We start from the raw sequence: 23,190 nt of genomic DNA, 5'->3' as shown, positions 1-23,190 counted from the left end.
AACAATGAGTTGGGGCAGCGTTCACCCTTTGAACAGCTGCCCCAAATCTCCAAGCTGGTCGTTTGAAAACACGTCTTGGCCTTGTGCAAAATTGCGCGCGTTCATCTCATAAAATTTGGCATTGGCCAGATTGGCCGCGCCACAATCGCGGGTCGCCACCACTTTGGCAGGCACGCCGGCGATGACCGAATTCTCCGGAAAAACTGCCCCCTCCGACACAATCGCATGTCCCGCGACGATCGAGTTCGCTCCGATCTTGGCGCCATCCATGATGGTCGCGCCGATCCCGATCAGGCATCTATCCCCAATCTCACAGCCATGCAGCGTCACACGGTGGGTGATTGAACAATCCTCACCAACAATGGTTGGCGTGCCCATGCCCACATGGATCATTACAAAGTCCTGAATGTTGCTACGCGGGCCAATGCGGATCTCAAACAGTTCTGCCCGCGTCACAACATGCGGCCAGATCGACGTGCCCTTGCCTACGTGAACTTTCCCATAAAGCAGCGCGCTCTCGTGCACAAAAGCCGGTTCATCCAGCGTCACATGTTCTCCGATATGTCCCATGGTGTCCTCCTTGGGGACATCCAAAAGAGACCGGGGGCGCGGGTCAACTCAAGCGCTCATTGGCTTCGCAACGTCACCTACGCGATACAGACGCAATACCGACGCGATACCGAAGGCCTAACCTTCGGCCTTCTCCTCAAGCATCAGCCACTCTTCTTCAGCGTCCTGCAAGGCCGTCTGCCTTTCCACAAGCGCCTCTGTGGCCTTCTGAAACTTGACTGGCTCCTTGGTAAACAGCTCCGGATCCGCCATGAAAACTTCAAGCTTGGCGATCTCCGCTTCAAGCCGTTCCATGATCGCGGGCAGCGCTTCAAGTCGGTGTTTTTCGGTAAAGTTCAGACCTTCTTTCTGAGCCTTATCCTGCTTTACCTTCTCAGCCTTACCTTTTGTTTTTTCTTGTTTTTTATCTGTTTCATCGGACTGCCTCTGGGATCGATAATCCGACCAGCCGCCCGCATAAACATCCGCGCGGCCATTGCCTTCCATCGCCACCGTGGTGGTCGCCACGCGGTCCAGAAAATCACGGTCGTGGCTCACCAACAGAACGGTTCCGTCATAATCGTCCAGCAGCTCTTGCAGCAGGTCGAGCGTTTCCACATCCAGATCGTTCGTCGGTTCATCCATAACCAACAGATTGCTTTCCTTCGCCATCAGCTTGGCCAACAGCAACCGCGCCTTCTCCCCCCCCGACAGCGACCGCACAGGCGCACGCGCCTGCCGATCATCAAACAGAAATTCTTTGAGGTATCCAACCACATGACGAGGTTGCCCGCGCACCATCACCTGATCCGCTTTGCCCGAAACCTGCATGTCGGGATCGCCCGTGAGACTGTCCCAAAGCGTCATATCCGGGTCCAACTGCGCCCGCGCCTGATCAAAGACAGCAGGCAAAAGATTGGTGCCCAGCGTCACAGTTCCCGCGTCCGGCGCCTCGTCGCCCATCAGCATCTTGATCAGTGTGGTCTTGCCAACGCCATTCGGGCCAACAAAAGCAACGCGGTCGCCCCGCTGAATGGTCAAAGAGAAATTCTGTACGATTGGATTGGCGTCAAAAGCCTTGAATACCTCTTTGGCTTCTATGACTTTTTTGCCGGATTTGGGTCCAGCCTCAAGCGCCATCGCCGCCGCACCTTGCCGGCGGATCATTGAGGCCCGTTCGCTGCGCAAATCCTTGAGCGCACGTACCCGACCCATGTTGCGCTTGCGCCGCGCACTGATGCCTTCAACGGCCCAGCGGGCTTCGGACTTGATCTTGCGATCCATCTTGTGCCGCGCGGTGTCTTCCTCGTCCCAAATCTTGTCACGCCAAGCTTCAAAGGCCTCAAAACCTTTTTCCTGACGACGCACCATTCCCCTATCAATCCAGAGGGTTGCCCGACTAAGTTCACGCAAAAATGCCCGGTCGTGGCTAATCAAAACAAACCCGGCACGCGTCGCCTTCAGCTCCTCCTCGAGCCAGCCGATTGCCTCAATATCAAGATGGTTTGTCGGCTCGTCCAGCAACATCAAATCTGGCGCTTCCGCCATAAGCCGCGCCAAAGCCGCCCGTCGTCGCTCTCCGCCAGAGGCCGTTTCCACTGGCCGTTCCGGATCGAATTTCAACCCTTCGCCAGCCCGCTCCACCTTGTACATCTCGCCAGGTTCGAGCCCTGCGGAGGCAAACTCTCCGAGTGTGGAATACCCCGACATATCAGGGTCTTGGTCCATGTAGCCCACACTGATGCCCGCCGGCACAACGATGTCGCCCCGGTCCGGTTCCACCAGTCCGGCCATCACCTTCATTAAGGTGGATTTCCCCGACCCGTTGCGCCCCACCAGCGCCACCCTGTCACCAGGTTGAACCACCAGCCCAAGCTGATCAAAAATCGGATCTCCACCAAACGTCAGGGAGATATCGCTCATCTGTAAAAGAGGTATACGTGCCATGCTGATGCGCTAGCCCGCCAAGCCGCAAGCGTCAACCAAACAGCAGCCTTCCGGCAAAAATACCGCCGCCAGGGAAGCTTGTGTCAGGTGCTTATCGCCCGCAACAAACGCTTACGTGCGGGGGGAATTGCCTTTATTTCCAACCCAGTGAACACATGCAGCGTGTTCATCTTCTGATCCACAACCGCATGGTCACTCACCCATCCGCCCATCATCAGATACGTCCGCAGCAATGGCGGCATCCGCAATTGAGCCAGTTTAAGATTCGGCTTGCGACGCAGCCGCGCCGCAAAACGAAAGACCTTGGGCGCTTTCACTCGCGGCAACCACCGCTTCGGCGCAATGTGACGATCCCTCAGCATGGCAAACGCATCCAGATACTGGCCTTCGTCGGTGCCCTCAAAAGACGAGCACCCAAACAGCATTTCAACGCCGTTTTCGTCGACATAAGAGGTCATCGCCCCCCAAGCCACTCGCAGAATGTCAGGATCTGTCCAGTCCGGATGAATGCAAAATCTTCCCATCTCAATCATCGGGCCGTCAAAGTCGCGCAACGCGGTCAATTCATAAAACTGCGCCGAATAGGTTTGGTCGATGGCGTCGCCATTGCTGAGGCGCAAGAACCTGAAACAACACACCAAAACTCCCGTGGCGCAGTCCTCAACAAGGATATGGCTGCACTCAAAATCAAAGGCGTCCTGATCCACTGCACTGCCATCGCCGCCAAAAAACGCGAGATGACGCAACCGCTGCGCGGCGGAGATGTCCTCCGCCGCCTCAGTGATCCTTGCGCGATAGCGCCCTTTGTTCAACATCACCATATCCGGCACATTCCTGAAACTATCAACGAGCCTACCAGAGCGGATGTAGCATCCGAATGACAATTCGCTCACATCCCGGGAAAAACCGTTACTGGGTGGTCAGAGTCGAAGGATCAAAGTTGCCGATATTCGCCAAAAGCTGGCGCAGGAAACTGCTCTTTTCGATGCCCGAGTCGGTGATCCGCCGCGTAAGCGGCACGGCCTGTCCGTCCTCCAGGGCATAGTGCTCAACATTGCGGGCGATGCCCCGCTGGTCAAACCCGATTTCCACGATCTGGCGCTCCACCACCTGCGGTGCGCGCCCGCCGTAGTGCTTAATTCTGGTGCGTACATACACATACGACGAATCTGACAACATCCCGGACGCCGACGGCGATCCGATTGTCTCCGAAATTGTGTCTCTGGTGTCGGCGCCCAACGCGATTTCTGCGAGCTCTGCCTCGCTGGGCACATAGCCATGATTGCGAAACCGCGTTGTACACGCGACGGCGGTGACCAATAGCACCCCTAAAACCGCGTATTTTATCGCTTTATTGCCTCGTGCCATCCCTGCCCTCTTGTCTTGGCCCTCACTGCCTTCTATCTCGCTTACAGAATGAACGCCATCGGTTCAAGAATGTAAGCAAATGCAAAACACCTCCAGCCAAGGACCTGTCTTCAAGGTCCGCACCCTGCCGCAGAATCAGCCGCAGCCGTTTGAGCTTCGCCCCACCAAGGCAGAGCTGGCGGCGATTGCTGCCGACTTTGATCTGCTTGACCTGCGCAAAACCACCTTGATCGGCCGCATTCAGGCCGACGGCAAAACCGACTGGGCGCTCACGGCCCGACTCGGCGCCACGGTGGTTCAGCCCTGTGTCGTCACGCTCAAACCGGTGACCACCCGGATCGAGGCCTCCGTTGAACGGCGCTATCTTGCTCAAGTGCCGGATCAGCCTGAAGACGAAGAAGTTGAAATGCCCGAAGACGAGAACGCCGAGCTTCTGGGCAGCGAAATAGACGTTTCTGCCGTGCTTTACGAAGCATTGGCGCTGAATCTCCCACAATTTCCCCGTGAAGATAATGCGGAAATGGAGAATGCGGTCTTTACTGAGCCTGGAAAACAGGCCATGACCGACCAAGAGGCGCGCCCCTTCGCGTCGCTTGCTGCTCTTCGGGACAAACTCGGATCAGCAGAGGACGAATAGGGCTTGCGCAGCGCAGAAATAACAGTATTTTCGCGCGCTCATTAGGAATTACATGTCGACTCGGGCACGCAGACCGCGTATTGCCCCGGGACGCTCACGGAAACGGGCACGACGCCCCAATATATCGAAGGTTGCGACAATGGCTGTCCAGCAGAACAAAGTATCGAAATCGCGCCGCAACAACCGCCGTGCACATGACGCGCTGGTTGCCGGCAACCCCAACGAATGCCCCAACTGTGGCGAGCTGAAACGCCCTCACCACGTCTGTGCGTCCTGCGGCCACTACGACGACCGCGAAGTCGTTGCGATGGTTGACGACGTCGACCTGGACGACGACGCAGCATAAACAATTGAGATCCGCGCCCGTATGTCAGGTTTGACTCAAACTGCAAACTCCGACACCGGGCGCACGGTGATCTCCGTTGACGCCATGGGTGGCGACCGCGGGCCGGCAGCAATTGTTGCCGGCATTTCGCTTTCCGCGAAAAAGAATCCCGACATCGCCTTTATTCTGCACGGACCAGAAGAGCAGCTACGCGCCTTGGTGGCACGCAAGCGCAATCTGGACGGCCGAGTTGAATTTCGCGATGCCCCCGACGTGGCCTCGATGGATGCCAAGCCTTCTCAGGTGATGCGCCAAGGCAAGTCCACATCGATGTGGTCTGCCATCGAATCCGTGCGCAGCGGCGAAGCTGCCGCTGTCGTCAGCTGCGGCAACACCGGTGCGCTGATGATGTTGTCGGTGGTCCGTCTGCGCAAGTTGCCCGGCGTGAACCGTCCGGCAATTGCCGTGCTGTGGCCATGTAAAAACCCGCAAGGTTTCAACATTCTCCTGGACGGCGGCGCCGACATCCGCGCCGACGAAGGCGATCTGCTGCAATACGCGCTTATGGGGGCGTCTTATGCCCGTAACGGCATGGAAGTGGCCCATCCCCGCGTTGGCCTGCTGAACGTCGGCACAGAAGAGCACAAAGGCCGTGCTGAACTAAAAGCTGCGCATGATTTGATGGCGCGCAACGCCGATAGTTCCAACTATGAATTTGCAGGCTTTGTCGAAGGCACCGACCTGCCCGGTGACAAAGTAGACGTGATCGTAACCGACGGCTTTACCGGCAATGTGGCGCTGAAAACCGGCGAAGGCACCGCTGGCATGATTGGCGCCCTGCTGCGCGAGGCCTTCAAGTTCTCGCCCCTGTCGCGGCTCGCCGCGATTATGGCTTACACCTCGCTCAACCGCCTGAACAAACGCATTGATCCCCGTCGCGTGAACGGAGGCGTTTTCCTCGGCCTGAACGGCACGGTTGTGAAATCCCACGGCTCTTCCGACGCGACCGGTGTCAGCGCGGCCGTCAAACTTGCTTTCAAACTCGGTCAGTCCGGCTTTTCAGAAAGGCTTGCAGCGCGGGTTGCATCCGCTGTATCCCTGCCGCAAGATGACCCAACGTCGACTTCGGCCGACGAAAACGAATAACAATAAAGCTAGGCACCGATATGACGACACGCGCCGTAGTGATTGGCGTTGGCCACTACTTGCCGGAACGGGTCGTTCCCAACTCGGAATTTGAGCAATCTCTCGACACCACCGACGAATGGATTCGCACCCGCTCAGGCATTGAGCGCCGCCACTTTGCGGCAGAGGGCGAAACCACCTCAATGCTGGGCGCACAAGCCGCCACAGCCGCGCTCAAAAACGCCGGTCTGGTGCCTGACGACATTGACGCCATCGTTGTGGCCACCTCGACTCCTGATCTGACGTTTCCGTCCGTTGCGACGATGATTCAGGAAAAGATCGGCATGACACGCGGCTTTGGCTTTGACGTTCAAGCAGTTTGCGCCGGATTTATCTATGCTCTCACCAACGCCAACGCGCTTGTTGTCTCCGGACAGGCCAAACGCGTGTTGGTGATTGGTGCAGAAACCTTTTCGCGCATCATGGACTGGACCGACCGCGCCACCTGCGTGCTGTTTGGTGACGGCGCCGGCGCCTTGGTCCTAGAAGCGCAAGAAGGCGATGGAACCACCCAAGACCGCGGAGTGTTGTCCAGCGACCTCAACAGCGACGGCCGTTACCGCGACATGCTCTATGTCGACGGCGGTGTCAGCTCCACCGGCACATCCGGCAAACTGCGAATGCAGGGAAATCCCCTTTTCCGTCAAGCGGTTGAGAAGCTTACCTCAACCGCAACAGCAGCCTTGACCAAAGTCGGCTTGGATGACAACTCCGTCGATTGGATTGTTCCACATCAGGCCAATATTCGCATCATTCAGGGCACCGCCAAAAAGCTCGGCGTGCCAATGGAGCGGGTGATAGTCACGGTTCAGGACCACGGCAATACGTCTGCGGCGTCCATTCCTCTGGCGATGTCAGTTGGCGTTGCGCAAGGCAAAATCAAAAAGGGCGATTTGCTGGTGGCCGAAGCCATCGGCGGTGGTCTCGCGTGGGGCGCCGTCGCGCTGCGCTGGTAAAATCACCAGTCTTTGCCAAAGAAAACCTCCTAACCCATTGTGGAAACTCGCAGATAATCGCCTGCGCGCGCCTTCTGTCATTGACTCGGAATTTCCCTTTCCCCTATTCTCCTACAATACATTGAAAAAAGGGGGAGAAGATGACCGACAAGACATTGACCCGCATGGATCTCAGTGAAGCCGTTTTTCGCGAAGTGGGCCTGTCCCGCAACGACTCGGCACAACTGGTAGAGAGCGTGCTCGACCACATGTCTGACGCGCTAGTGCGCGGCGAACAGGTCAAGATCTCCTCGTTTGGCACCTTTAGCGTGCGTGACAAAGCGGCCCGCGTCGGTCGCAACCCAAAAACCGGTGAGGAAGTTCCAATCAACCCACGCCGTGTCCTGACTTTCCGGCCTTCGCATCTGATGAAAGATCGCGTGGCGGCTGGCAATAAAAAGTAACAGTTCAACCTTGAGGCGGCAGGTATGGCCAAATCCCGCGATGCGTTTCGCACCATAAGCGAAGTCGCCGAGTGGCTCGACATTCAGGCGCATGTTTTGAGGTTCTGGGAAAGCAAGTTTTCTCAGGTCAAACCCGTAAAACGCGCCGGCGGCCGCCGCTATTACCGACCTCAGGACATGTTGCTTTTGGGCGGCATCAAAAAGCTACTGCACGATGATGGTCTGACCATCAAAGGCGCGCAGAAATTGCTGCGCGAGCAAGGCATCAAACATGTCTCCTCCCTGTCTCATTCTCTGGACGAAGCGCACGGCGCGGAAGTCGAAGCCACGGCCACAAGTGATGAGCATGAGCCTCAGGTGATGATAGACACACCTTTGCTTGATGCGACCGAGAGCGCATCTGGATCAGACGCCGTGGAAGCGGCCGTGGCTGATGACGAACCAGCAGAGCGCGAAGCAGAAGACAGGGCTGCCGCGCAAACACCAGTCGCGACTGATGCATCGCCACCTGTTGCGAGCGACCCCGCTGAAAACACGGTTTCCGATCCTGACGAAGCGCTCGAGGACTTTCTGGTACTTATGCGCACCGCCACGCATATACACCCCACTCAGGCCACCGAGGCCGCAGACCTGGTCGCCCGTTTCCAAGCCCTCTTTGAGGCGCCACAGGAAACCGAACAGGCCTGAGAAAAGTTGCTATTTTTGACTTGCCCCCGCCCGCAATTTCGTTATGAACAGCCCATCGTCGGGCTATGGCGCAGCCTGGTAGCGCGTCCGTCTGGGGGACGGAAGGTCGCAGGTTCGAGTCCTGCTAGCCCGACCATTAAGAACCGCCCGTGTGCCGCAAGGCCCGGGCGTTTTTTGTATCCGGGGGGACGACGATGACTGGCGTATTGCCCAGCCAAACCATTGAAAACATGCTGACATCTGGTGAGATTTCGGTCACGCAGCCTCCTGCCGAAGGTCAGGTGCAACCTGCGTCTCTCGACTTGCGTCTTGGCACTGTGGCCTATCGCGTGCGGGCGTCTTTCCTGTCGGGCCAGGACTGCACCGTCACCGACCGGTTGTCTGAATTTGAGATGCACCGCATCGATCTGACCAACGGCGCCGTGCTGGAAAAGGGCTGCGTCTACGTCGTGCCTCTGATGGAAAGCCTTGCCCTGCCCGATGACGTGCAGGCCGTGGCCAATGCCAAAAGCTCAACAGGACGGCTTGACCTTCTGACCCGCACCATCACCGATGGCGGCACCGAATTTGACCGCATCAACGCGGGCTATAGCGGCCCACTTTATGCCGAAATTTGCCCGCGCAGCTTTTCCGTGTTGGTGCGCCCCGGCATGCGTCTGAACCAAATTCGGTTCCGCAAAGGACAGAGCACGCTAACCGACGCCGATCTGCGTACCCTACATAACCGAAGCCCGCTGGTGGATGGCGAGGCGGTGATTGACGACGGCCTCGGGTTCTCTGTCGATCTGAAACCCGCCTCCGGCACGCTCGTGGGATATCGCGCCAAACCGCATACAGGCGTCGTCGATTTGGACAACATCGGCCACTACGACCCCGCCGACTATTGGGAAGAATTGCATGCCTCAGATGGTAAAATCATCCTTGATCCCGGCGCGTTCTATATCTTGGTGAGCCGCGAAGCCGTGCACATTCCACCTGCATATGCGGCTGAAATGGCTCCGTTTTTGGCTATGGTCGGGGAATTTCGCGTCCACTACGCCGGATTCTTTGACCCAGGATTTGGCCACGGCGCAGTGGGAGGCACAGGTTCTCGGGGTGTGCTCGAAGTGCGCTGCCACGAGGCACCCTTTGTGTTGGAACACGGCCAAGTTGTCGGCCGGTTGGTTTATGAACGCATGGCCGACGTGCCCGACCAGCTTTACGGCGCGGGCATCGCGTCAAACTATCAAGGTCAGGGCCTGAAACTTTCCAAACACTTCAAAAGCGCTTAAGCGCTTAAGCGGTTTAGCCGGGTGCAACGGGCGTGGCGCCAGCCTCACCGTTCTCACCGGCCTCGGCGTCGAGATCGCCTTCGGGATCGTCCACGTCCCCGTTCCCAAATATCCGTGCGCCCTCAGCTTGGATTTTCTTAAAGGCGTCCTCCGCCATAAAGCCGGAAAGAAATGCGACAAACGCCACGGTATACGGGCTCAACTCAACCGCGTTTCCATTGCCCCCGCCCTGTGTCAAAGCCAACATGCCAGCGCCGGAAAACAAAAAGATCGCAATGGCTGCGGCGATCCCTTCACCAACTTTGACAAAAAGCTTCGGTGTGCTCATCGAGACGTTCTGGGAATGATAACGCCGTGAAAACGAAACAACCGCGCCCAATCCACCTGCCGCCATCGTGACAATCAGTGTGAGGAAAATCGTGGGAAAGGTCACCATTCTTTGCAAGGTCTTGCCCCCGAACAAAAGCTTTGTATCCAAAGCGTTGTAACGCGCGCGCGCCGTAACGATGTTGGCCTCATACGACGTTTCTATTGCATTCAACTCGATCTCGGCGGCAGTTTTCACATCCCGTAAGCGCGTCGCTTTCATCGCCGCGTCAGAGCTCTTTTCCTGGTGCATTTCCAGGTCGGCATTCATTTTGGCCTCACGCTCTCGATACCGATCGAACTGAGCGGAATAATGACCAATCCGATCCACCAGCCTTTGTCGGCGATCATCAGACAGATTCACCGGAAGAGGCGCATCTTTGAGAACGATGATTGCATCTGATGCTTTGGCAAAATGGTCCTTGTCCTGACCCGCAAGAATAGCGCGAAGATCCCTGTGCTCTTTGTCTTGAAGGTACTCCACAAATCCTGCGAATTCCGCCAAGGCCCGCTGTGAATCCGCGGTTCTCTCGCTCAAGAGTTCAGACAAGGCGTCCTTCTTTGTGATGACAAGATTTATTTCCTTAACCTCAGCCTGTTCAGCGCCGGGCAAGAGCGCGTCCAGTTCCGCCATCTTCCGGTTCAGGGCAGCTTCTTGTTGGACCGCGAAAATCAGACTGTCCAAATCGTGGGAATTGTCATCGACGTCGGCAAGCTTTGCCTGCCAGTCAGATCGGTAGATGTAGGTTGCAAATCCGGCAAAAACCCACATCACAAAGAATATGTATAGGGCCACAACCAACGTCCCCAGCCAATATCCGGAACCGTGGTCTTGGTTTTGAGTATTTGACATAAAAATCGCCTTAATGGTGTGGTCGCTCATACCACACAACCAAGGCGACATCAATTTAGCGGCGGCGAAGCGCTCTTACATCTTGTTCATGCGGCGCATCATGCGCATCGCCTGCTTCGCTTGTTTGGCACCGTTCTGACCCTGCACAGGGCGTCCGCCGTTTTGTCCGCCACCATTATTTGCCTGCTTCTGGCCTTTGCCAGACACCGCATTAATGCCTGCATTAATGCCACCATTCACCGCGCGGCGCATGATGGTTCGGGTAATCATCTTGATGATCTGCTCGACGTTCATTGCAAAACTCCCAGTCTGCTCATGCGCTACCTAAGCGCAAATTGTGCCGAATTTAAGGCCAACGAAGCCGTTAGAGCCCGATTGTCTTCAGTCTTCAAACAATTCCGACTGCCCTTCGATCACTTCGTCATCGTCCTCGTCGTCCTCTGAGGACTCGCCAAAGGGCATGACACCGGGCGGTGGGCGGTTCTCCAACAAACCGGCGGCCCGCAGCTCTTTCAAGCCCGGCAAATCGCGTGCACTGGCAAGTCCGAAGTGATCCAGAAACTCGGACGTCACTACGAATGTCACAGGCCTGCCTGGTGTCATTTTGCGACGGCCAAAGCGGATCCACTCCATCTCAAGCAACTGATCAACCGTACCACGGCTGACGCTCACACCACGGATTTCTTCTATTTCCGCCCGTGTAACCGGTTGGTGATAGGCAATGATTGCCAGTGTCTCGATCGCCGCACGGCTCAGCTTGCGTGTCTCGACCGTTTCTTTCTGCATCAGAAACCCGAGATCCGGCGCCGTGCGCATGGCCCAAGTGTCTCCCACTTTGACCACCTGCACGCCGCGCCCCTCATAGCGTTTGCGCAGATGCACCATCGCCTCTGCCGCATCGCAACCATGCGGCATGCGCGCATTCATATCCTTGATCGTCACAGGCTCAGCAGAGGCAAACAAAATCGCCTCACACATCCGTTCCTGCTCTGCGATCGGCGGGGCATCAAACAGGCTTTCTTCTTGCTCTTCAGCCACTTGCGCCTCGATCTTCTCGTCGTTGTCTTCAGTCATCCCTGTCTTCCCGTCGGCGCACTTGGATCGGCGCAAATGTCTCTGTCTGGCGGATCAGAACCTTGCCTTCTTTGGCCAACTCCAGCGATGCCGCAAAGGTCGAAGCCGTGGCCGAGCGTCGCTTAACAGGGTCGTCTTCCCAGCCTTCCGGCAAATAGCTCATGATGTCGGTCCAGTTTCCCGCAAACCCAATCAGGCGCCGCATACGTTCCAACGCTTCTTCCATGGTGAACACCGACTCGCGGTCCATCACAAACGGGCGGAACTCATCGCGCGTGCGCAGCCGTGCATAACCCTGCATGAGATCCAGCAACGTCGCAGTAAAGGTCACACGCCGGACGCGCTCGACACTTTCCGGAACGCCACGCTGAAAGAAGTCGCGCCCCAGTCTGTCCCGCGCCATCAACTTGGCCGCTGCATCGCGCATCGCCTGCAACCGCTCCAGCTGAAATGCCAAATGTGCCGCCAATTCCTCGCCGGACGGCCCCTCCTCAGACGGATCAGGCGGCAACAACAGGCGTGATTTGAGAAACGCCAACCACGCAGCCATCACTAGATAGTCCGCCGCCAGCTCCAACCGCAACGCTTTGGCTTTCTCGACGAAGGCCAGATACTGTTGCGCCAGGTGCAAAATCGAAATCTTTCGCAGGTCCACTTTTTGCGTCCGCGACAACGTCAGCAAAAGGTCCAGCGGCCCCTCAAAACCGTCCACATCAATGATCAACGCCTCCGCCACCAAGCGGTCAGCCACAGAGACCCCGCCCACCAGCGTGTCGGCACCCTCCGGTGCTGCGTCATCAAAAAGATTTTCGGCCATGCCTCTGCCTGCTTTAGAACGCTTTAAGTTCGGCAGAGAGCGCTTCAATGTCAACCGTATCGGGCGATTTGCGCGCAGCCAAAGCCGCCTCAGCCCGTATTTGGGCCGCGTCTGTCATCTCACCAGTCGCCTGCGCCACCTCCTGCATCTCTGCAAAGTCACCGTTGCAATGCAAAACCACGTCACAGCCTGCGTCGATACTGGCGCGCGACAGCGCCCCCAACGACCCCTTAAGCGCCTTCATATTTATGTCGTCCGTCATAATCAGCCCGCCAAAGCCGATGACGTCGCGGATCAGCTGCATCATCTTGGCCGAGGTCGTGGCTGGCGCTGCGTCAATCGCCTCATAGACCAGATGCGCCGTCATCCCCATCGGCAGGTCGCTAAGCGCCTTGAACGGTGCGAAATCCGCGTCCAATTCCTCGACTGGCGCGGCGACAGTTGGCAAGTCAAAATGACTGTCCACAACGGCACGCCCATGTCCGGGCATGTGTTTGACCACAGGCAGAACACCCCCGTCGGAAAGCCCGTCAGCCACTGCACGACCAATGCGAGAAACACTATCAGAATCATAGCCATAGCAGCGGTTCTTAAGAAACGGATGCGTGCCTTTATGCGCCACATCCACCATGGGTGCGCAGTTGGCGTCTAAACCCAACGACAAAAGCTCGTGCGCGATAATGCGATACCGCAGATACATTGCGCGCTCGGCATTTTCGCCTGCCGCAACAACTTGCTCCAATGGCGGGAGAAATTCGGACGCCAAAGGGGCGCGAAACCGCTGAACCCGCCCTCCTTCCTGATCAATCAGGATCGGCGCATGATGCGGCACGCAGGCTCGCAAATCCTCGCACAATGCTCGCACCTGATCAGCACTTTCGATGTTGCGGCCAAACAGGATAAATCCGAACGGTCGAACATCGCGGAAGAAGGCGCGTTCTTCGCCACTTAACTGCAAGCCTTCACAGCCAAAAATCGTCGCGCCAAACCGGTCCATCACGCCCTCATCGGGTGGTTACGGGGATACAATCTGCGTTTTCCGCCTTCAAAGCGGAACACAAACGTCGGGCAGCTGAAACATCGGCAAAGCCCATCGCGCGCAACCGATAAAACGTCCGCCCACCACTGCTGGCTTTCTGAATCACCCGGGTTTTGCCACTGAGGTAGGCATCAAACCGACCTAACAGCTTGTCCCACTCCCGCGAGGCAATCTCGGGGCTGGCAAATGCGCCAAGTTGCACCATGCGGGTGCCAGCCGGAATGTCGGCTGCATCCATGGTTTTAGGCGCGGTCTCGATGGCAGGCGTTGCGGATGCTGTGCGTGTCCCCAAGTCCGCGGGCCGCAAGACCGGACGCAACGAGCGTTTCAGCCCACCCTTGATCACCGGTTTCGACGGCTCTGCAATCTCTTTGATAAGTTCATCCACATCTGACAGCGACACTTTCACCGGCGCGCTGTCGTCGACCTCACCGCTCAGCGGTGCGACACCCGCTGCCAACTGCGCCGCCAGTTCCTCAACACTCAAAGCCTTGCTCGCATCGATCGGCTCGGGCGCAACAATCGGCGCAACCGCAGCCACTTCTATTTCCTGCAAGTCATCACTCTCGACCGGCGACACGACGGCGGCCCGTACCCGTGGCGCCTCGCTGTCAATCGAGATCGGCGGTGGCGCCACAACAAGACGGTCTGCCGGTTTCGCGGCTGACCCTTCGGCGGCGACATTGTTCACCGCCAGTCCCTGATGGTCGGCCTGGCTGCCACCTGGATCTTCGGGCTGAATGCGCATTGGTCCCTCAAGCGCACGCACCACAGGCACGCCACTCACGTCTCGCGACAGGATTTGAAATCCCCAAACGCAAGCGCCGATGACCAAACCAACGGACACCAGCCCGCCGGCCTTGTTCACCAGATTGGCCGCACCACCGCTGCCCACGGGCGCATCATACGCCCGATTAACAGGCCGAGTTGCCTCGCGCCCAACCATACCATCCACGGGATAGTCTGCCATATTCGCCTCGCTGCCCACGCCGATACATTGCCGGCGGAGTCGTCTTGCCTAGTTCCTCAAAACCCGCGCGACGTGCAGCTTGACTACCGCATCTCTTGCGCTGGTGTTACGCCCAGAATACCAAGACCTGCAGAAATAACAACGGCCACGGACCGTGCCAGCGCAATTTTCGCCTGACTGGTCTCTGCGTCGTCCTCTTGGATAAAGCGCAGCGAGGTGTCGTCGTTGCCTTTGTTCCACAAGGAATGCAATTCGCTGGCCAGCTCATAGAGATAAAACGCTACGCGGTGCGGCTCGTTGGTCCGCCCGGCAATTTCCACCAAACGCGGCCATTCCGCGATCTTTTTGGCCACGGTGATCTCTGCATCACTGCCGAGCTTTGTTAGGTCAGCCGCCGCCAAAGTGGCGTCATCCACGACGATGCCCGCATCAGTGGCCTTGCGCAGCACCGAACACACCCGTGCGTGCGCGTATTGCACGTAAAACACAGGGTTGTCCTTGGATTGCTCCAGAACCTTGTCAAAATCGAAATCGAGTGGCGCGTCGTTGCGACGTGTCAGCATGACAAAACGGGTCACATCCGGGCCAACCTGCTCGATCACGTCGCGCAGGGTGATAAACGTCCCTGCCCGCTTTGACATCTTGAACGGCTCACCGTTTTTGAAAAGTTTCACCAGCTGGGTCAGCTTGATATCAAAATGCACCCGCTTTTCGGTGTCCAGCGCGGCGACAATCGCCTTCATCCGCTTAACATATCCGCCGTGGTCAGCACCAAAGACATCGATAATAACGTCAAAGCCACGTTTCACTTTGTCATAGTGATAGGCCAGATCCGGCGCGAAATAAGTCCACCCGCCGTCTGATTTTTGCACCGGACGGTCGACGTCGTCGCCATACTCGGTCGCTTTGAACAAGGTCTGCTCGCGCGGCTCCCAACCATCGGGCTCCTTGCCCTTTGGCGGCTCAAGCACACCCCGATACACGAGACCCATCTCGCGCAATTCTTCCAACGTCTTTTCGATCTTGCCGCTTTCGTAATACGACCGCTCAGATGTCCAGACCTGCATGTTCACGTTCAACGCCTCAAGATCCTCACGGATCTGGCGCAGCATCTCTTCCATGGTGATGTCACGGAATGTCACAAGCCAATCGGATTCAGGTTTGTCGATAAAGCTGTCGCCGAACTTTTCTTTCAGAGCCTCGCCCACGGGCACAAGATAGTCGCCCGGATAGAGACCTTCCTTGACTTCAAACTCAAGCCCGTTGGCCTCGCGATACCGCTCATAAGCCGAGCGCGCCAACACGTCGACCTGCCCACCGGCATCGTTGACCCAATACTCGCGGGTGACGTCATAGCCGCAATAGGCCAACAATCCGGCCAGCGCGTCGCCAAACACAGCCCCACGGCAATGGCCGACGTGCAGCGGGCCGGTTGGGTTCGCCGACACATATTCCACGTTGGCGGATTTGCCAGCGCCCATGTCGGAGCGGCCAAAATCAACGCCCCCCACAAGCGCGGCCTTGACCACGCCCTGCCAAAGGTTTGCCGCAAGACGCATGTTCAAAAAGCCGGGACCAGCCACTTCGGCCACTTCTACGCGCACATCATCCATCAGCTTCGCTGCCAAAACATCGGCAATGTCGCGGGGTTTCATCTTGGCAGGTTTTGCCAGCACCATCGCGGCGTTGGTCGCCATGTCGCCATGCAAAGCATCACGCGGCGGCTCGACTGCCACGTTTTTGAAATCCAATCCCTCAGGCAAAACACCCTCGGATTGCATCGCAGTCAGCGCTTCAATCACCAGCGCACGCATCTCGGTGAAGAGGTTCATTAGACCAGTCCTTTGTCGGTTTGAGGTGGGTTTACCACCATAAGGCGTCACGTCAATGTCACTTGCTCATTTGCCCAGCAAACGAGCATGTTCCTGCAAAGCATAGCGGTCGGTCATACCCGAAATATAATCCGACACCTTGCGGGCCACCGCGGTTTCACCGGCACAACTGTCCAGATCCCCTTGCCATCGGTCAGGCAACAGCGACGGGTTCTGCATAAAGAGCGGGAACAGATCATCTACAACAACCGTAACCTTTTCGCGCATCTCGATCACCGATGGCGCGCGATACATACGTTTGAACAAAAAGGCGCGAATGACCTTTAGATCTTGCCAAAGACCATCACTGAACCGGATCACAGGCGCGCCGAAGTGACGAACATCCTCGACCGACTGCGCGCCAGAGGCCTCAAGCAGCGCAGTGGATGTGTCGATCACATCGCCAACCATGACGCCAAACACACGCCGCAGCGCCTCATGACGTCTCCGGATTGGCTCCAGATCGGGATACTTTGCATCCACCTGCGCAAACGCCGCGCCCACGATAGGCAGATCACAGATGGCATCTTCATCAAACAATCCTGCGCGCAACCCGTCATGCAGATCATGATTGTTATAAGCGATGTCATCAGACAACGCTGCCACCTGCGCCTCGGCGCTGGCATGGGTGTGCAATTCCAGATCATGCTCGGCGTTATAATCCGCCAGCGCATAAGGCAGATCGCCCACCACCGGACCGTTATGTTTCGCAATACCTTCAAGGGTTTCCCAAGTGAGGTTCAACCCATCAAAATCCGCATAGTGGCGCTCCAGAGACGTCACAATCCGCACCGCTTGCGCGTTGTGATCAAACCCGCCATAGGGTTGCATCAAAAGGTCCAGCGCGTCCTCTCCGGTGTGCCCGAAAGGCGTGTGGCCAAGGTCATGCGCCAAGGCGACACCTTCGGTCAGTTCCTGATTGAGCCCCAACGCGCCCGCGATCGTGCGCGCGACTTGTGCCACCTCAATTGAATGCGTCAAACGGGTGCGGAAATAATCGCCCTCATGTTCAACAAACACCTGTGTCTTATGTTTCAGCCGCCGAAAGGCGCTTGCATGAATAATCCGGTCCCGGTCCCGCTGAAAGCTGGAGCGAAAACCGCTTTCCTCTTCCGCAAACCGCCGTCCCCGGGCGGTCATCGGATCAGAGGCATAGGGCGCGCGCATGGCGATGGTCCTTGTAGCCTGTTACTGGCCTTTCTATATTGCACTCACGCGCCGGTTTGAACCGGCCATTTGATGACAACCGCAGGTGCCCCATGCAAATCCCACCCAAAGTGACCAATCGTGCCTTTGAACGCCTCGCCGAGATCGGTGCATCTGATCAGGGTCAGGCGCTGCGCGTCGCGGTCGAAGGCGGCGGTTGCTCGGGGTTTCAGTATGAAATCAAGCTCGACACCGTCAAAGATGACGACCTCGTGCTTGAGGGCGGCGGTGAAAAAGTATTGGTCGACAGCGTGTCACTGCCCTTCCTCGCGGACGCGGTGATCGATTTCACCGAAGAGTTGATCGGTGCGCGGTTTGTGATCAACAACCCCAACGCCACCAGTTCCTGTGGCTGCGGCACCAGCTTTTCTATGTAAGCGGCTTGCCAACCGGCTTGGCACCTGCCTGCGGCATCATGCGTTGCAACACCAACATGGCCCCCGCCATAACCACCACAGCCGCCCCTATATAGACGTGCATCCCCGGTACCTCGCCAAAAAACCGACCGCCCAACCAGACCATCCAGGCGAATTGCAGGCTCATCAACAGCGTGACCACATGCACTGGCAGCAATCTCAGCGCGAGAATGCACAGCCAACGCGCGGCAAACAGCGCCACTGAATACGCCGCAACCAGCGCCAATTCCACAGATCCCATGGGTTGCCAGACAAACGGCAAAGCCAAAGCCATTGCCCCGCCCAACGCTAGGTTTGGATAAAACACCTGCGCCAGACTGGCTTGCTCGCGATTGGAAATATATCGCGCCAAAACCAACGACAGCGAGCCTGTGAAGGTTGCACAAAGTGCCACCGCATGCCCCGCTCCGATGTTGTGCACCCCATCCGGAAACAGGAAAAACACCCCCACCGCCCCAAGCGCCAAAGCCAGCCATGTACTTGGCTGCAACCGCTCCCCCAACACAGGCCCGGAGAGGGTCGCCGACATGATCGGCATCAGCCCGATGAACAGGAACACTTCGGCCATCGGCAACAACCGAAATGATAGAAAGAACGCAAGCGACGCCAGAATGCCCAATGCGCACCGCACCAAAGTCGGCCGCCACAAACTGGTTCTGGGCAACGTACCTGACGGGCGCGTCACCAGCAGGCAAAATCCCGCGACGGCAAGGCCGGATATGGCGAAAAGTTGGGGCGCCGCATAATTGCCGGCGATGTGTTTGGTTATGGCATCGGCAAACGAAATCGCTCCGGTGTACAAGACCACTAGAACCACCCCGAGCAAAGCCTCTTTACGCGGGTTCATGACGCAACTCTCGGCATTGAACTGACCCTTGAGAAATGCGCAAAGAACGTCTCAAAACATGCACTTGATGCTTCGGCTCTCGCCACCTGATCACGCGCGGCAGGCGACAAATCCGCCCAAATCGCCGGTCGCATCACCGACCAGTCCGCCGTGCGTCTGTTGTGCATGCCGTATAGGCTTTCACTCAATTCCCGCAGCGGCGCAAATCCGGTTTGCGGGCTTTGAAATACCGGAACCACACCGGGCGGCGGTGCGGCGGTAAATCCATCTGCGGCGCCCGCAACCATGCCGGCCCATTGGCACATCAAAAACTCATGGTAATTGTCTGACGCCACAACCGACATGCCGGGATCATGGCCAAACCTGCAAGTGTGCCCGCGCAGCCATGCAAGCCAATCCTGCGGCGGGGTTCTGCCGGCAAATCGCATTGCCACGCAGATCTCGGAAAGCAAATCCGCGTTCTGTTCAACAAAAGCCCAAAGCCCGACAAACTCCAAAGACGTCATCGCCTCAGCCGTCAACTCAGGGTCCCGGCTCCCATAGTCAGACAGATAAAACACGGCATGTGTAAGTTCATACGCAATCTTTTTGTTGGGCAAAGCAAACTGAGCTGTACGGCCCATAAATGTCCGGGCGCGCGCGTCCAGTCCGTCGTCAATATTGCTGCACAACACCCCTCGCCGCGCCATAAGCCGCCGCGCCTCCATGCGTTGTAAGTCCGACAACTCCGCGAGCGCCAGACCTTCCGCCTGAACCCAGCGCACCAGCTTTTCACCGGTATCGCCCTGCCCCCGCAAATCCTCGATGTCCAAGCAGATCGACAACAAAAACCGATAGTACTGCGGAAAGAACTCAATCCGTGTTTCAATGGTCTCGTAAAACCGATCATACAGCGCCAGCGCCTCTTGCGCGTCCTGCCCGGTTGCCTGCACAACATTCAGAAATTCGGCGTTCTCCTTAAGCCAGAACACATCATTTTCGCTGCGCCGTTCGCAAGCAAAGGCGCCTGCGAGCCGCACCGCGTTTGGGGTTTGTGTTTCTTGCCGCTTTGGGACGGCCAGAGTGATGACGTTGGACATGGTCTCTCTCCTCAAATCCGCAGCCCATCGGGCCGCCCCTAAAATTTTGTCTGCCAGTTAAATCAGCTTTACAGACCCGACGAGAACATCTCGACGCCATCGCCGCCTACCAAACGCAGACCCTCTTTCTGAGGTGCAAGACCGCTGGAAAACATTTGGACTAGGCCGCTGGAGAACATGGCCGTTCCATCGCCGGAAAACGCGTCAGATGCGCTGGCCTCCAGGCCGGATGAAAACATGGAAGCACCGTCCCCTGAGAACATGTCACAGGTTGCTTCGTCGTGGGTTAGCGTTTCGGTAGCAATTTCGGTGGAATTGTAAGCAAGCAATGGATCTCTCCTTGATGAGTTGAAGTGGGTCAAGACTACACGCAAAGCGTGTTTCGTGAAGTCCGAACTCCTCTTAAACGTGCTATTTTGCACTAAATTTCAGCCGCGAGTTGCGACCAAACCGTGGTAACCAACTGAACTCACCAAACTTTCCCTAACGTTAATTTTTTCATTTTTTTTCCACTTTCTGGCCACATATTTGCCTCAATTCGGTCAGTACCACTGGCGAACAGTTACGAATCATCATGGAAAAGGACCCTCTAACCGCCACGAATCTCCCACTCCACCGAGCTGGATTCGGAGATTTCCTGTCAGGTAGTGCCCACCGTCTGGCAGCCAATTCGGCTTGCTCAGAACGGGTGAACCGGCCTAAAGTGACGGACCTCAAAATCATAGGCAATCCGACATGAAAATCGCGAGTTTCAACATCAACGGCGTCAAGGCGCGGATCGAAACGCTGCCGCGTTGGCTGGACGAAGCACAACCCGATGTTGCGCTGTTGCAGGAAATCAAATCCGTGGACGAAAACTTCCCTCGCGAAATCTTTGAGGACCGCGGCTATACCCTGGAAACACATGGCCAGAAAAGCTTCAACGGCGTGGCGATTCTGTCCAAACTTCCCCTTGAGGATGTGACGCGCGGTCTGCCCGGAGACGACACAGACGAGCAGGCCCGCTACATCGAGGCCACGGTTATGGGCGATGTGCCTATTCGGGTGTGCGGACTGTATTTGCCAAATGGCAACCCGACGCCGGGGCCAAAATACGACTATAAGCTGGCGTGGATGAAACGGCTTGAGGCCCGCGCGATTGAGCTCTTGGCCACAGAAGAACCCTTCCTGATGGCCGGCGATTACAATGTGATCCCACAAGATGAGGACGCCAAACGCCCTGACGTGTGGCAAGAAGACGCGCTCGCCCTACCGCAAAGCCGAGCGGCTTATCGGCGTCTGCTAAACCTTGGCCTGACCGAAGCCTTCAGGTCTCGCAACACAGGCGCTGGCCAATTCACATTTTGGGATTATCAGGCGGGCGCATGGAACAAAGATGACGGTATCCGCATCGACCACTTCCTGCTGAGCCCGCAATGTGCCGACTTGTTGCAAGACGTGCAGATCGACAAAGAGGAACGCGGCCGGTCAAAACCCTCGGATCACGTCCCAATCTGGATTGACCTCGCCGCGTAACAATTTGACCTAGCTGTCTTTTGTCACATCGTATCTATAGATCCAGTCAAAGTGACCCATCATAGCTTTTGGCGCCAGCGTCGAGGCAATCGTCAGCCCGAGATGCGCGGCCATCCGCACAGGTGGTGCGCTCAGGTGATACCGCCTGGCGTTTTTGGACGCTGTGTCGACCACCCGTCGCACGCGCCCTTGCCGCCGCATCTGATACGCCGCCAATCCAGCCTCGATGTCGTCAGCCTTGGCAAGAGCATCGCCCAACACCCAAGCGTCTTCCATCGCCATGACGGCACCTTGGGCCATAAATGGCAACGTCGGGTGCGCCGCATCCCCAAGCAACGCCGAATGGCCTTTGTGCCAAATGGGCGCCACCGGATGACGGAACAATCCCCATTTCCGAACCGTCTCAACGTTCGCCAGTAACGCTTTGGTTTCGCCTTCAAAATCCGAAAAACACCCACGCAGGTTCGCGGGATCATCCGCGATGTGCCAGCCTTCTTCGTGCCAGCCCGATCTCTCTTGCACGGCCACGATGTTGACCATCTCACCGCCGCGCAGTGGATAGCTCACAACGTGACGACGCGGCCCCATATGCACTTTGGCCACCGGTCCGTGGCCAACTGTATTCGGCACCGTTGCGCGCCACGCCACCTGCCGCGTGAAAAACGGTGCAACCGTGCCATTCAACACGGGGCGCAGCTTGGAATGTAGCCCATCCGCGCCAATCACCAAATCCACGGACACCTCCTGCCCATGCGCCAGCACAACACGCGGCACGTCCCCCGGCACCACAGTCTCAACCTTTTGCAACAGCCGGATTTTCACGCCCGCAGCCCGCACCGCTTCGGCCAAAATATCAATCAGATCAAAGCGATGGACGAAATAGTACGGCGCATCATCGCCAAGCGCGCCCAAATTCAGCCGAGAAACCAGCCGCCCGCGCGCATAGTCGCGCAACTCCACCGCCTGCCCCCGCACGGCCCGCACCTGCAATGCAGCCTCAAGCCCCAAAGCGCGCAATACCGCCATACCGTTCGGCGACACCTGCAAGCCAGCGCCCACTTCGGTGATTGCCTCTGCCTGCTCCAGAACGGTGACATCCGCGCCCCGTTCCCGCAGCACCAACGCCGCCGTCAATCCGCCAATGCCAGCGCCGATAACTCTGATTTTGAGTCCGTTCAGATCCATGCTTGTTTTTATCCTGTCGACATGGGCCATTGCAAAAAAGAACGCCGGGCCTCGATGACCCGGCGTTCTTTATGTCAGCAAAGCGCGATCATCAATCGTCGCGGTGGACCTTTTCGCGGCGCTCGTGACGCTCTTGCGCCTCAAGGCTCATTGTCGCGATGGGTCGTGCATCCAGACGTTTAAGCGAAATTGGCTCACCGGTCACTTCACAGTAACCGTATTCGCCTTCGTCGATCCGGCGCAATGCGCTGTCGATCTTCAGAACCAACTTGCGCTGGCGGTCGCGTGTCCGCAACTCCAACGCCCGATCGGTTTCTTCGCTCGCGCGATCCGCCACATCCGGAATGTTTCGTGTACTGTCTTGCAAACCCTCGATGGTGTCACGGCTCTCGGCAAGCAGCTCACCGCGCCAATCGTACAATTTGCGTCGGAAGTACTCGATTTGCCGCTCATTCATGAACGGCTCATCTTCTGCGGGACGATAGTCGTCGGGCAGGAAAGTCTCGGCCTTCATTTCTGCTCCCTCATCGCGGTTCACGTCTCTAATTGTGTTCAGGTCAGACATGCAACCCCCCTCTATTGGC

Annotated in this window: 26 protein-coding genes and 1 tRNA gene; 10 read left to right on the top strand and 17 right to left on the bottom strand. The window is 57.3% G+C overall.

Annotation, left to right across the window (positions count from 1 at the left end; translation table 11 throughout):
* Window positions 1-21: 21 nt before the first annotated feature.
* The 4 genes from PG871_RS20210 to PG871_RS20195 all read right to left on the bottom strand — a co-directional run bounded on the left by PG871_RS20210 (window position 22) and on the right by PG871_RS20195 (window position 3,864).
* A complete protein-coding gene (locus tag PG871_RS20210) occupies window positions 22-570 on the bottom strand; it encodes a gamma carbonic anhydrase family protein (protein ID WP_270733070.1) in 549 nt (182 codons plus the stop codon).
* Between the two features lie 117 nt (window positions 571-687).
* On the bottom strand, window positions 688-2,496 hold the full coding sequence (locus PG871_RS20205; RefSeq protein WP_270733068.1) for an ABC-F family ATP-binding cassette domain-containing protein: 1,809 nt from the start codon (window positions 2,494-2,496) through the stop codon (window positions 688-690).
* Window positions 2,497-2,579: 83 nt separating this feature from the next.
* Window positions 2,580-3,317, bottom strand: coding sequence for a GNAT family N-acetyltransferase (locus PG871_RS20200; RefSeq protein ID WP_270733102.1), 738 nt, complete (start codon window positions 3,315-3,317; stop codon window positions 2,580-2,582).
* 88 nt (window positions 3,318-3,405) lie between these two features.
* Window positions 3,406-3,864 (bottom strand): outer membrane protein assembly factor BamE, encoded by a 459-nt coding sequence (locus PG871_RS20195; protein WP_270733066.1) that lies wholly within the window; start codon window positions 3,862-3,864, stop codon window positions 3,406-3,408.
* 79 nt (window positions 3,865-3,943) lie between these two features.
* Between PG871_RS20195 and PG871_RS20190 the strand changes: the two genes are divergently transcribed.
* The 8 genes from PG871_RS20190 (at window position 3,944) to PG871_RS20155 (ending at window position 9,368) form a co-directional block, all read left to right on the top strand.
* The gene (locus PG871_RS20190; protein WP_270733065.1) at window positions 3,944-4,501 is read left to right on the top strand and encodes a YceD family protein; all 558 of its coding nucleotides are present in this window, start codon (window positions 3,944-3,946) and stop codon (window positions 4,499-4,501) included.
* Window positions 4,502-4,640: 139 nt separating this feature from the next.
* On the top strand, window positions 4,641-4,847 hold the full coding sequence (gene rpmF / locus PG871_RS20185; protein WP_054001601.1) for a 50S ribosomal protein L32: 207 nt from the start codon (window positions 4,641-4,643) through the stop codon (window positions 4,845-4,847).
* Window positions 4,848-4,868: 21 nt separating this feature from the next.
* On the top strand, window positions 4,869-5,972 hold the full coding sequence (plsX, locus tag PG871_RS20180; protein ID WP_270733063.1) for a phosphate acyltransferase PlsX: 1,104 nt from the start codon (window positions 4,869-4,871) through the stop codon (window positions 5,970-5,972).
* A 20-nt stretch (window positions 5,973-5,992) separates the two neighbouring features.
* The gene (locus PG871_RS20175) at window positions 5,993-6,967 is read left to right on the top strand and encodes a beta-ketoacyl-ACP synthase III (protein ID WP_270733062.1); all 975 of its coding nucleotides are present in this window, start codon (window positions 5,993-5,995) and stop codon (window positions 6,965-6,967) included.
* A gap of 140 nt (window positions 6,968-7,107) precedes the next feature.
* A complete protein-coding gene (ihfA, locus tag PG871_RS20170; RefSeq protein WP_054001604.1) occupies window positions 7,108-7,410 on the top strand; it encodes an integration host factor subunit alpha in 303 nt (100 codons plus the stop codon).
* 24 nt (window positions 7,411-7,434) lie between these two features.
* Complete coding sequence (locus tag PG871_RS20165) at window positions 7,435-8,097, top strand: MerR family transcriptional regulator (protein ID WP_270733058.1); 663 nt, start codon at window positions 7,435-7,437, stop codon at window positions 8,095-8,097.
* 59 nt (window positions 8,098-8,156) lie between these two features.
* Window positions 8,157-8,233, top strand: a tRNA-Pro gene (locus tag PG871_RS20160).
* Between the two features lie 58 nt (window positions 8,234-8,291).
* Window positions 8,292-9,368, top strand: a complete 1,077-nt coding sequence (locus tag PG871_RS20155; protein ID WP_270733057.1) for a 2'-deoxycytidine 5'-triphosphate deaminase — start codon at window positions 8,292-8,294, stop codon at window positions 9,366-9,368.
* A 13-nt stretch (window positions 9,369-9,381) separates the two neighbouring features.
* Here PG871_RS20155 and PG871_RS20150 read toward each other — a convergent pair whose 3' ends face one another.
* From PG871_RS20150 to PG871_RS20115, 8 genes are all read right to left on the bottom strand, one after another.
* The gene (locus PG871_RS20150) at window positions 9,382-10,587 is read right to left on the bottom strand and encodes a hypothetical protein (RefSeq protein WP_270733055.1); all 1,206 of its coding nucleotides are present in this window, start codon (window positions 10,585-10,587) and stop codon (window positions 9,382-9,384) included.
* A gap of 75 nt (window positions 10,588-10,662) precedes the next feature.
* Complete coding sequence (locus tag PG871_RS20145) at window positions 10,663-10,881, bottom strand: hypothetical protein (protein ID WP_270733052.1); 219 nt, start codon at window positions 10,879-10,881, stop codon at window positions 10,663-10,665.
* An 87-nt stretch (window positions 10,882-10,968) separates the two neighbouring features.
* Complete coding sequence (gene scpB, locus PG871_RS20140) at window positions 10,969-11,661, bottom strand: SMC-Scp complex subunit ScpB (RefSeq protein ID WP_270733051.1); 693 nt, start codon at window positions 11,659-11,661, stop codon at window positions 10,969-10,971.
* Complete coding sequence (locus PG871_RS20135) at window positions 11,654-12,478, bottom strand: segregation and condensation protein A (protein ID WP_270733048.1); 825 nt, start codon at window positions 12,476-12,478, stop codon at window positions 11,654-11,656. Before PG871_RS20135 ends, scpB begins: the two co-directional genes overlap by 8 nt.
* A gap of 13 nt (window positions 12,479-12,491) precedes the next feature.
* Window positions 12,492-13,475 carry a glycoside hydrolase family 3 N-terminal domain-containing protein gene (locus tag PG871_RS20130; protein WP_270733045.1) on the bottom strand — a complete coding sequence of 328 codons (984 nt, stop codon included), beginning with the start codon at window positions 13,473-13,475 and terminating at the stop codon, window positions 12,492-12,494.
* 7 nt (window positions 13,476-13,482) lie between these two features.
* Window positions 13,483-14,487, bottom strand: coding sequence for an SPOR domain-containing protein (locus tag PG871_RS20125; RefSeq protein ID WP_270733043.1), 1,005 nt, complete (start codon window positions 14,485-14,487; stop codon window positions 13,483-13,485).
* 83 nt (window positions 14,488-14,570) lie between these two features.
* Window positions 14,571-16,319 (bottom strand): arginine--tRNA ligase, encoded by a 1,749-nt coding sequence (argS, locus tag PG871_RS20120; protein WP_270733040.1) that lies wholly within the window; start codon window positions 16,317-16,319, stop codon window positions 14,571-14,573.
* Between the two features lie 66 nt (window positions 16,320-16,385).
* The gene (locus PG871_RS20115) at window positions 16,386-17,525 is read right to left on the bottom strand and encodes a deoxyguanosinetriphosphate triphosphohydrolase (protein WP_270733038.1); all 1,140 of its coding nucleotides are present in this window, start codon (window positions 17,523-17,525) and stop codon (window positions 16,386-16,388) included.
* Window positions 17,526-17,617: 92 nt separating this feature from the next.
* On the opposite strand from PG871_RS20115, the gene PG871_RS20110 reads away from it, so the two are divergent.
* Window positions 17,618-17,941 carry a HesB/IscA family protein gene (locus PG871_RS20110; protein ID WP_270733035.1) on the top strand — a complete coding sequence of 108 codons (324 nt, stop codon included), beginning with the start codon at window positions 17,618-17,620 and terminating at the stop codon, window positions 17,939-17,941.
* Here PG871_RS20110 and PG871_RS20105 read toward each other — a convergent pair.
* The 3 genes from PG871_RS20105 to PG871_RS20095 all read right to left on the bottom strand — a co-directional run bounded on the left by PG871_RS20105 (window position 17,934) and on the right by PG871_RS20095 (window position 20,235).
* On the bottom strand, window positions 17,934-18,827 hold the full coding sequence (locus tag PG871_RS20105; protein ID WP_270733031.1) for a DMT family transporter: 894 nt from the start codon (window positions 18,825-18,827) through the stop codon (window positions 17,934-17,936). The genes PG871_RS20110 and PG871_RS20105 overlap by 8 nt on opposite strands.
* Complete coding sequence (locus PG871_RS20100) at window positions 18,824-19,906, bottom strand: DUF6902 family protein (RefSeq protein ID WP_270733029.1); 1,083 nt, start codon at window positions 19,904-19,906, stop codon at window positions 18,824-18,826. The genes PG871_RS20105 and PG871_RS20100 overlap by 4 nt, the downstream gene beginning before the upstream one ends.
* A 68-nt stretch (window positions 19,907-19,974) precedes the next feature.
* A complete protein-coding gene (locus tag PG871_RS20095; RefSeq protein ID WP_270733028.1) occupies window positions 19,975-20,235 on the bottom strand; it encodes a DUF6749 family protein in 261 nt (86 codons plus the stop codon).
* Between the two features lie 406 nt (window positions 20,236-20,641).
* On the opposite strand from PG871_RS20095, the gene xth reads away from it, so the two are divergent.
* Window positions 20,642-21,421: an exodeoxyribonuclease III gene (gene xth / locus PG871_RS20090; protein WP_270733027.1), complete on the top strand. Its 780-nt coding sequence runs from the start codon at window positions 20,642-20,644 to the stop codon at window positions 21,419-21,421.
* 9 nt (window positions 21,422-21,430) lie between these two features.
* On the opposite strand, the gene PG871_RS20085 is transcribed toward xth, so the two are convergent.
* Both PG871_RS20085 and dksA read right to left on the bottom strand, forming a co-directional pair.
* Entirely contained in the window at window positions 21,431-22,606 is a 1,176-nt protein-coding gene (locus tag PG871_RS20085) for an FAD-dependent monooxygenase (RefSeq protein WP_270733025.1), read from the bottom strand.
* Window positions 22,607-22,697: 91 nt separating this feature from the next.
* Complete coding sequence (dksA, locus tag PG871_RS20080) at window positions 22,698-23,120, bottom strand: RNA polymerase-binding protein DksA (RefSeq protein WP_270733099.1); 423 nt, start codon at window positions 23,118-23,120, stop codon at window positions 22,698-22,700.
* Window positions 23,121-23,190: the final 70 nt, after the last annotated feature.

Origin of the sequence: Shimia sp. Alg240-R146, assembly GCF_947331465.1 — a bacterium.
Lineage (GTDB): Bacteria > Pseudomonadota > Alphaproteobacteria > Rhodobacterales > Rhodobacteraceae > Shimia.
This window is presented reverse-complemented; position numbering and strand designations above follow the sequence as displayed.

Bases quoted from the DNA above. Each gene is read 5' to 3' on its own strand.
- PG871_RS20210 (WP_270733070.1), bottom strand. From the start codon at position 570: ATGGGACATATCGGAGAACATGTGACGCTGGATGAACCGGCTTTTGTG.
- PG871_RS20205 (WP_270733068.1), bottom strand. From the start codon at position 2,496: ATGGCACGTATACCTCTTTTACAGATGAGCGATATCTCCCTGACGTTT.
- PG871_RS20200 (WP_270733102.1), bottom strand. From the start codon at position 3,317: ATGGTGATGTTGAACAAAGGGCGCTATCGCGCAAGGATCACTGAGGCG.
- PG871_RS20195 (WP_270733066.1), bottom strand. From the start codon at position 3,864: ATGGCACGAGGCAATAAAGCGATAAAATACGCGGTTTTAGGGGTGCTA.
- PG871_RS20190 (WP_270733065.1), top strand. From the start codon at position 3,944: ATGCAAAACACCTCCAGCCAAGGACCTGTCTTCAAGGTCCGCACCCTG.
- rpmF (WP_054001601.1), top strand. From the start codon at position 4,641: ATGGCTGTCCAGCAGAACAAAGTATCGAAATCGCGCCGCAACAACCGC.
- plsX (WP_270733063.1), top strand. From the start codon at position 4,869: ATGTCAGGTTTGACTCAAACTGCAAACTCCGACACCGGGCGCACGGTG.
- PG871_RS20175 (WP_270733062.1), top strand. From the start codon at position 5,993: ATGACGACACGCGCCGTAGTGATTGGCGTTGGCCACTACTTGCCGGAA.
- ihfA (WP_054001604.1), top strand. From the start codon at position 7,108: ATGACCGACAAGACATTGACCCGCATGGATCTCAGTGAAGCCGTTTTT.
- PG871_RS20165 (WP_270733058.1), top strand. From the start codon at position 7,435: ATGGCCAAATCCCGCGATGCGTTTCGCACCATAAGCGAAGTCGCCGAG.
- PG871_RS20155 (WP_270733057.1), top strand. From the start codon at position 8,292: ATGACTGGCGTATTGCCCAGCCAAACCATTGAAAACATGCTGACATCT.
- PG871_RS20150 (WP_270733055.1), bottom strand. From the start codon at position 10,587: ATGTCAAATACTCAAAACCAAGACCACGGTTCCGGATATTGGCTGGGG.
- PG871_RS20145 (WP_270733052.1), bottom strand. From the start codon at position 10,881: ATGAACGTCGAGCAGATCATCAAGATGATTACCCGAACCATCATGCGC.
- scpB (WP_270733051.1), bottom strand. From the start codon at position 11,661: ATGACTGAAGACAACGACGAGAAGATCGAGGCGCAAGTGGCTGAAGAG.
- PG871_RS20135 (WP_270733048.1), bottom strand. From the start codon at position 12,478: ATGGCCGAAAATCTTTTTGATGACGCAGCACCGGAGGGTGCCGACACG.
- PG871_RS20130 (WP_270733045.1), bottom strand. From the start codon at position 13,475: ATGGACCGGTTTGGCGCGACGATTTTTGGCTGTGAAGGCTTGCAGTTA.
- PG871_RS20125 (WP_270733043.1), bottom strand. From the start codon at position 14,487: ATGGCAGACTATCCCGTGGATGGTATGGTTGGGCGCGAGGCAACTCGG.
- argS (WP_270733040.1), bottom strand. From the start codon at position 16,319: ATGAACCTCTTCACCGAGATGCGTGCGCTGGTGATTGAAGCGCTGACT.
- PG871_RS20115 (WP_270733038.1), bottom strand. From the start codon at position 17,525: ATGCGCGCGCCCTATGCCTCTGATCCGATGACCGCCCGGGGACGGCGG.
- PG871_RS20110 (WP_270733035.1), top strand. From the start codon at position 17,618: ATGCAAATCCCACCCAAAGTGACCAATCGTGCCTTTGAACGCCTCGCC.
- PG871_RS20105 (WP_270733031.1), bottom strand. From the start codon at position 18,827: ATGAACCCGCGTAAAGAGGCTTTGCTCGGGGTGGTTCTAGTGGTCTTG.
- PG871_RS20100 (WP_270733029.1), bottom strand. From the start codon at position 19,906: ATGTCCAACGTCATCACTCTGGCCGTCCCAAAGCGGCAAGAAACACAA.
- xth (WP_270733027.1), top strand. From the start codon at position 20,642: ATGAAAATCGCGAGTTTCAACATCAACGGCGTCAAGGCGCGGATCGAA.
- PG871_RS20085 (WP_270733025.1), bottom strand. From the start codon at position 22,606: ATGGATCTGAACGGACTCAAAATCAGAGTTATCGGCGCTGGCATTGGC.
- dksA (WP_270733099.1), bottom strand. From the start codon at position 23,120: ATGAAGGCCGAGACTTTCCTGCCCGACGACTATCGTCCCGCAGAAGAT.